This is a genomic window from Campylobacter sp. 107 (assembly GCF_002383835.1).
Lineage (GTDB): Bacteria > Campylobacterota > Campylobacteria > Campylobacterales > Campylobacteraceae > Campylobacter_D > Campylobacter_D jejuni.
This window is the reverse complement of record NZ_NXBA01000041.1, coordinates 1-2,876: the sequence shown is the minus strand read 5'-3', so window position 1 is coordinate 2,876 and position 2,876 is coordinate 1. Positions and strand designations below refer to the sequence as shown.

Sequence of the window (2,876 nt, the reverse complement as noted above, 5' to 3'; positions counted from 1 at the left end):
CTGTATTTATTAAAATCATTTTTATCAAGAATTAAAATGTATTTTTCTTTTTTTTGCGCCTTTTACACTTTGTAAATTATCATCAATGTTTTGAAATTTCAAAAAGATAGAGTGAAGAGATTTGATCAAGCCAAAGATATCTATCAAATTTCCAGGCACTTTATATTCATCATCAATAAGCTCTATTCCTATATCAGAAAGTTTTTGAATAACCCAAGTAACGCAGTTGTTTTCAAGAAGCTTATAGGTAAAAATTCTTCATTGATTGGTTCTTTGCTATTAGGTGTAATTTCTTTTGTAGTATTAAAATCATTTTTAATATTTGCAAGTAGGATTTCATATTGTTCTTTAGAAAGTTCTAAAGTGCAACGATTAGAGGGTTTGAAAGCTTGAGGGCTTCTTAGTTTTTTAATAATATAACAATTTTTATCAATATTGCTATCTAATACATATTGGTTATTGTTAAATACTTTGCCAGGAGATCCTATAAGAGATTCTGCAACATTAGCAATTCCAGTTCCAAAACCCCAAAAACCATCATTGAATTCATTAGGTTCTTTAGCTTCATACCATTTTTGATCTATCTTGTCCCATTCTTTGTTTTTAAGATATTCTTGTCTTAATGTTTCATCTACTTTATCTAACTCATCAGGACTTTTGCCTTTGGTAAGTCCTAAGAAAGCGTGGGTGAAATCTTCTCTTTGCCAGTAACACTGATTTTTAAAATCCAAAAAACATTCTACCAATGGATCAATATAAATCGTTGCATAATATTTCATTTATAAAATCCTTTCTAATATGTTGCCAGTCCATAAAAAAAGAACAATGTGCAAGTATAACCCAAGGCAAATAGTAAAACACTAAACATAAACTTTCTTTTAAAAATGGATATTAAGAAAAATACTCCTATACCACAACAACCAACAATAAACAAGCTTAAACTAGAAAAATAAAATGCTAAAAATATAAATACCGCAGATAAAACCAAAGGAATGGCATTATAAATATATAATAAATTAAACATTATGCAAGAATATACAATAACAAATAACTCTATTGCATTTCTATCAAATATTAATAAAAATAAATTCTTATCATATTTACCATAACTAATGTAAATGTAGTGAAAAGTTAGAATAATATAAGCCACCAAAGCAAGAATCAAGCTACACACAAACCAAGCAATTTGCCCACTTGATATATTGTCTATTCCTTTGCTTTCTAGTTTTTCTTTAAGTTTAGAATAAATAGGAATTTGCAAATTTACTCCTAATATGGATAAATTGTTTTATTATAACCAATCTACTTAATACTTTTAATTAATTTAAATTCTTTATTTTTAAGATATTCTTGTCTTAATGTTTCATCTACTTTATCTAATTCATCAGGACTTTTGCCTTTGGTAAGTCCCAAAAAGACATGGGGAATGTTCCAATCCATGGGGTGGATATAAATCGTTGCGTAGTACTTCATTTATAAAATCCTCTATTTGCTAACCAATAAGCTAAATACCACCAAAAACTATTTGCAAATGCAAATACTATCCAAAAACTTAATTTATGAATTTTATATTTTATAATGTTTCTCTTTTCTAATAAAACCAAATAGTAAAAAATGCAATATGACACAATGTAAAATGTAAGGCATAGTTACCAAATCCATTTAAAATATCCATATTTATTCTTATTGAATAAATAAATCTAATAAGATAAATAATAGGTAAAAAAAATATAAAATAGGATATTATAGTCAATCCGCAACAAATGAAACAATCTAATACAAATTTAGCAAAATTAAATTTGTTATTCATAAATATTCCTTACTATACTTTTGACATTCTCCCCAACTCCTCCATTAAACAAACTATACGACCTTACATCCAAAAAGTTCAAGTTATTACAGATAAGATAGACAATAGATTAAAATTTGTTGAATACACACTAGAATATATTAACAATGGCGATATGATTCAAGTCTTATTAAAACTAGGAAAAGAAACTTTAGAAGATTTTGCTTTTAAAAAAGGTTTAGAAATTTCCAAAGATATAGCACTTATTGTAATGAAATCTGTACCCAAAGGCAAAACTCCTTTAGGTATTGTTATTTTACTACTGGAGGCATAGTGTCTTATTTCTTTGCTGATGAAATTGAGGATTTAGCAAAAGAATTATTTTTTAATAAGAATAACATTTTTTATCGTACCAATAAAGCTATTGAGCAATTTTCACACCCTCTATGAAATGTCCATAAGGTTCAGAATGGCCAACTGGAGGGTGTAAAAACATAGATGTAATCTTTAATGAAATGCAAATAATCCTTGGAAAATCCCTCTTCACCCCACACCCCTACCCTAGCTATTCTAAAGAATACGAATTTGCCCTAGCAAAGAAAAAAGAACTTATAACTAAAACAAGCATAGCTTCTAATTCCTATAATTTTATGGATGAAGAGTATTTAAAAAACATACAAGATTTGCAAGAACAAGATCAAATCATTGATCAAGAAGAACAAAAATATCAACTTGCTTTAAAACTTTACAAAGAAGATAGTAAAATCAAAAATGAGATTTTTAATTCTTTATTTAAATCCTTAAATGAAAATCTAAGCTTTCAATTAAAACAAGAAAGAAATACTTTTTTAAATCCAAATCAAAGTTTAAACATTATCGCTACTAAAAAATACTCATTAAAGACTTTAAATTTACAAGATATTGATAATATTAGTATCAACTCAGAATTTGCTTATTTAAGAACTTTGTTTTTATGTGAAGCTTTTTTAGTTTTAGATAATAATGATGAAGCTTTATTAAATGAAAAAATAGCTAAAGAAATTTTAGAATATGATGAGGATGAATATATTCTTTTTATTTTCCACAA

5 protein-coding genes are annotated in these 2,876 nt (G+C 26.5%); 2 read left to right on the top strand and 3 right to left on the bottom strand.

Features of this window, described 5'->3' with window-relative positions:
* Window positions 1–188 precede the first annotated feature (188 nt).
* Genes BGS40_RS09425 through BGS40_RS09420 form a run of 3 tightly spaced genes read right to left on the bottom strand, consistent with a single transcriptional unit; the run spans window position 189 to window position 1,473 of the window.
* Window positions 189–779 carry a hypothetical protein gene (locus tag BGS40_RS09425; protein ID WP_180753104.1) on the bottom strand — a complete coding sequence of 197 codons (591 nt, stop codon included), beginning with the start codon at window positions 777–779 and terminating at the stop codon, window positions 189–191.
* Window positions 780–793: 14 nt separating this feature from the next.
* A complete protein-coding gene (locus BGS40_RS05710; RefSeq protein WP_096738494.1) occupies window positions 794–1,261 on the bottom strand; it encodes a hypothetical protein in 468 nt (155 codons plus the stop codon).
* Between the two features lie 41 nt (window positions 1,262–1,302).
* Complete coding sequence (locus BGS40_RS09420) at window positions 1,303–1,473, bottom strand: hypothetical protein (protein ID WP_162842475.1); 171 nt, start codon at window positions 1,471–1,473, stop codon at window positions 1,303–1,305.
* 290 nt (window positions 1,474–1,763) lie between these two features.
* On the opposite strand from BGS40_RS09420, the gene BGS40_RS05705 reads away from it, so the two are divergent.
* Together BGS40_RS05705 and BGS40_RS05700 are read left to right on the top strand one after the other, a co-directional pair.
* Window positions 1,764–2,123: a hypothetical protein gene (locus BGS40_RS05705; RefSeq protein WP_096738493.1), complete on the top strand. Its 360-nt coding sequence runs from the start codon at window positions 1,764–1,766 to the stop codon at window positions 2,121–2,123.
* A 181-nt stretch (window positions 2,124–2,304) separates the two neighbouring features.
* The coding region (locus BGS40_RS05700) for a hypothetical protein (RefSeq protein ID WP_374220165.1) at window positions 2,305–2,876 on the top strand (572 nt) is incomplete at its 3' end.

Bases quoted from the DNA above. Each gene is read 5' to 3' on its own strand.
- BGS40_RS09425 (WP_180753104.1), bottom strand. From the start codon at position 779: ATGAAATATTATGCAACGATTTATATTGATCCATTGGTAGAATGTTTT.
- BGS40_RS09420 (WP_162842475.1), bottom strand. From the start codon at position 1,473: ATGAAGTACTACGCAACGATTTATATCCACCCCATGGATTGGAACATT.
- BGS40_RS05705 (WP_096738493.1), top strand. From the start codon at position 1,764: ATGAAACAATCTAATACAAATTTAGCAAAATTAAATTTGTTATTCATA.